The following is a 3,294-nucleotide window of genomic DNA, read 5'->3' on the forward strand; positions in this document are numbered from 1 at the left end:
CTTGAGACTGTAGGAACAGTCAAAACATTCTAGTCCTTTTATGAATAAATTGGGATTAAGGATTCTTAACGAGATAGCTATCAAAGCCCTCATTCCGGGGCCAGTTCGGCAAGTTTGGCAACGTTGATCACCTTAACTTGCCGGCGCCCGACCGTCTCCAAAACACCCTTGGTACTCAATTGTTTCAGCTTGCGGCTAAGCGATTCCGGTGTCATTCCCAGGTAGGCCGCTAGATCCTGCTTACTCATGGGTAGGTCAAATGTCCCGGTGCGGTGGGCACTCAACTCCTGTAGGTAGCCGGCCAACCGTGGTAATGCATCCGGAATAGCCAATAGGGTCGCTTGCTTCTCGGCCGTCTTGAGCCGTACCGCTAGCGCTCCCAACAAGGATAGTGCCAACGGGGGTAAGGTCTTGATCAGGGCCGTCAGGGAAGCTCGCGAAATCGTGCAGAGTTCGGTCGTGGCCGTCGCCTCAGCGTAGGATCCATGGATTTCATCGGTAAATAATGCAATTTCCCCAACAAAGTCACCAGGATTCAGAACCCGGAGCACCTGTTCGTGACCATCATCGGCCAAATGATACAGACGAACCTGTCCTTGATTGACAATGTACAGCGTTTGGGAAACTTCCCCAGCACTGAAGACGGTGCCCCCTTTATCCGCGTGAATCGGGCGGGTCACCTTAGCGACCGAGGTAATTTGATCATCAGACAATTGCTGAAAAATCGGCACGCCGGTCACACATTCCCGTTCGCGTTCTATCGAGTGTTCATGCTGGTGTCCATGTTCCATAACGGCATCTCCTTTTGAATTTTTATGTACTTAAATAGTATTAACCGTCCGCACTCCGGCTGCCAGGGATTCCGTCTGCTGTGGGGACGCTTCAGCCTTGCAGGCTTCTCGCTCGCTTTGAAGCCACGAAGAACACGTGTCTTCAAAGTCGCCCATATGACTAGCTAGCCAGCGGCCAGCTAGTCATATTACCACGGCTGGCTCCATCCCTGGCCTCCTCCGGCTCTTGGTTGTTCTGTGCCACATCAGTAAGAGCCTTACGTACCATGAATTTTACGAGTCAGCTTATAACGACTTCTATAACTACTATCTCGGTTAACTGGGAAACTACGGTCATCGTGAGACCCCTAGCTACAGAATCCGGCATATCGTTTTGCTTAAGAAATGGGCATTCTTAGCAAAAAGCCACCTGAAAATTCACTGCAGATTCATCCTAAAACTCACGTTAGTCCTGTTACACCCAGTCATAAGCTGGCCAAGCATGGCTCACCAATTACTATTTCAGCCCGCGATTTTCAACGGCCTGAATAGCCTCTATTCTAATCCAAGCCAGGGCCACCGACAATGCTGATTCGGCGTACCGACTAGCCCCATTTTAGCAAAGACTGGCCGGAAAACGGTAAAAGACGCCTTACTTTACTAAAATGTGCTATAGTGATTTCAATATTACGCTTTTTAAATCTTGAAGGAGGACCTTTCATGTCACGCTTTACGCATCAAGCCTGTACCTCGTTTTTAGCCGGTAAGCACGCCACCATCGACGGTAGTACCCTCATCGCCCGTAACGAAGATAATTTTGTGGCGATCTGGCCGAAGCACGCTGTGGTCCACTCTGCCAACGACCCCCGCAACCTGATGTTTATCTCTAAAAATAATCACTTCACGACAACGCTTCCGGAACACGCCGTCCACTACACGGCGGTGCCCGATACCAATCCCGACGAGGGTCACTACGAAGAAAGCGGCATCAACGCCCATAACGTCGCTATGAGTGCGACCGAGAGTGCCTATACCAATAGTCTCGTGTTGGGAGTCGATCCGCTAGTCGCCGATGGCATTGCCGAAGACGCCATGCTCACCGTGGTTTTGCCCTACGTCGATTCGGCACGTGCCGGGATTCAACGCCTAGGCCAACTGGTCACTACTGCTGGGGCCGCCGAAACGAATGGTGTGTTGTTCAGTGACGTCGATGAAGTTTGGTACATGGAAATCGTCAGTGGTCATCACTGGGTCGCCCAACGCATCCCCGATGATGCCTACGCTGTAGTCGCCAACCAGCTAGCCATTGAGGACATTGATTTTGACGACTCAGAAAATTTCATGGTTTCCGCTAACATTCAACACTTCGTTCAGGCTCACCGCTTGAATCCAGACGGGAATCGCTTCAATTCCCGCCACATCTTTGGGACTCACACGGCGGATGACGCACATTACAACACCCCCCGCGTCTGGTATGGTCACAAATTATTTACGCCAAGTGCCTTCGAGGAACCCACTAGCATGGAGTTGCCATTCATTCGCCACGCCGAGCAGAAGATCAGTGTGCCCCAAGTCGAGGCCTTTCTGGGCTCACACTACCAGGAAACCCCGTTCGACCCCTTGGGCAATGGTACTGAGCAAGAACGCCACCAATTCCGGGCAGTCGGTCTTTCCCGAACACAAAATTCACACATTCTTCAGCTTAGAAGAGATGTCGTCCCAGTCTTAGCCGGTGTTATCTGGCAAGCCCTCGGCAATCCCGCCTTCAGTCCCTACCTCCCCATCTATGCGGCCGGAGATCAGATCGATGCGACCTTCGCGGCGGACAATCTAGATTACGACGGTCAGAACCCTTACTGGGCGGCCAAATTGCTCAACGTTTTGAGCGAAGACCACTACCGGCAAAATCGAAAGTTACGTGATAATTTTCTGACCACCATGCAATCTTGGGGTATTCAACGTCTGACTAGTGGCGACGCGATTTCCGCGCCAAACCCTATGAGCCTAGGCGTCGTCAACGCCGAAACCGCCCAGGCATTTAACGCCGCCATCCAAACACAAATTGGAAAACTCGTGCAGGCCAACGCTGACCACTCAGCGCTCACATTTACCATGGACGATGATCTCTAGTCATGGACTTGTCCACCCGTTCTAATCGTATATTGGTATCGTTTTCAGAGCAACTGCGCTATAATGAAATTAGCAACTAGCCCTGAAAGGAATGATTACATGGATGAAGTTGTACTTTTCAACCCTGGTGATTCAATTGGTAACTTTCACGATTATCATGAAGCCGTTCAGACGGCACAGATCTATCAAGAACGGCACGATCAATCCGGTCACGTGCTGGTCGTCAAAAGCGATCGTGGCGAGCCGTCATTCGACATTTTCTTAGCGGAACAACAGCTGAGTGACAAGACGGAGCCAACCACCACCAAACGCTATACCGTCTCCAAAAAATTGTAAACCAATAAAAACCACCCGTTGAACGGGTGGTTTTCTCGAGGGCTATAAGCCCTGGGTA

At 51.0% G+C, this 3,294-nt stretch carries 3 protein-coding genes; 2 read left to right on the forward strand and 1 reads right to left on the reverse strand.

Annotated elements, in window-relative coordinates:
• Nucleotides 1-89: 89 nt before the first annotated feature.
• Complete coding sequence (locus FC99_RS00005; RefSeq protein ID WP_048735762.1) at nucleotides 90-791, reverse strand: Crp/Fnr family transcriptional regulator; 702 nt, start codon at nucleotides 789-791, stop codon at nucleotides 90-92.
• 699 nt (nucleotides 792-1,490) lie between these two features.
• Here FC99_RS00005 and FC99_RS00010 point away from each other — a divergent pair.
• Nucleotides 1,491-2,900, forward strand: coding sequence for a C69 family dipeptidase (locus FC99_RS00010; RefSeq protein WP_048735761.1), 1,410 nt, complete (start codon nucleotides 1,491-1,493; stop codon nucleotides 2,898-2,900).
• 99 nt (nucleotides 2,901-2,999) lie between these two features.
• Nucleotides 3,000-3,236 (forward strand): hypothetical protein, encoded by a 237-nt coding sequence (locus FC99_RS00015; RefSeq protein WP_048735760.1) that lies wholly within the window; start codon nucleotides 3,000-3,002, stop codon nucleotides 3,234-3,236.
• The last annotated feature ends 58 nt before the right edge of the window (nucleotides 3,237-3,294 follow it).

It is taken from the genome of Levilactobacillus koreensis JCM 16448 (assembly GCF_001435525.1).
Classification (GTDB): domain Bacteria; phylum Bacillota; class Bacilli; order Lactobacillales; family Lactobacillaceae; genus Levilactobacillus; species Levilactobacillus koreensis.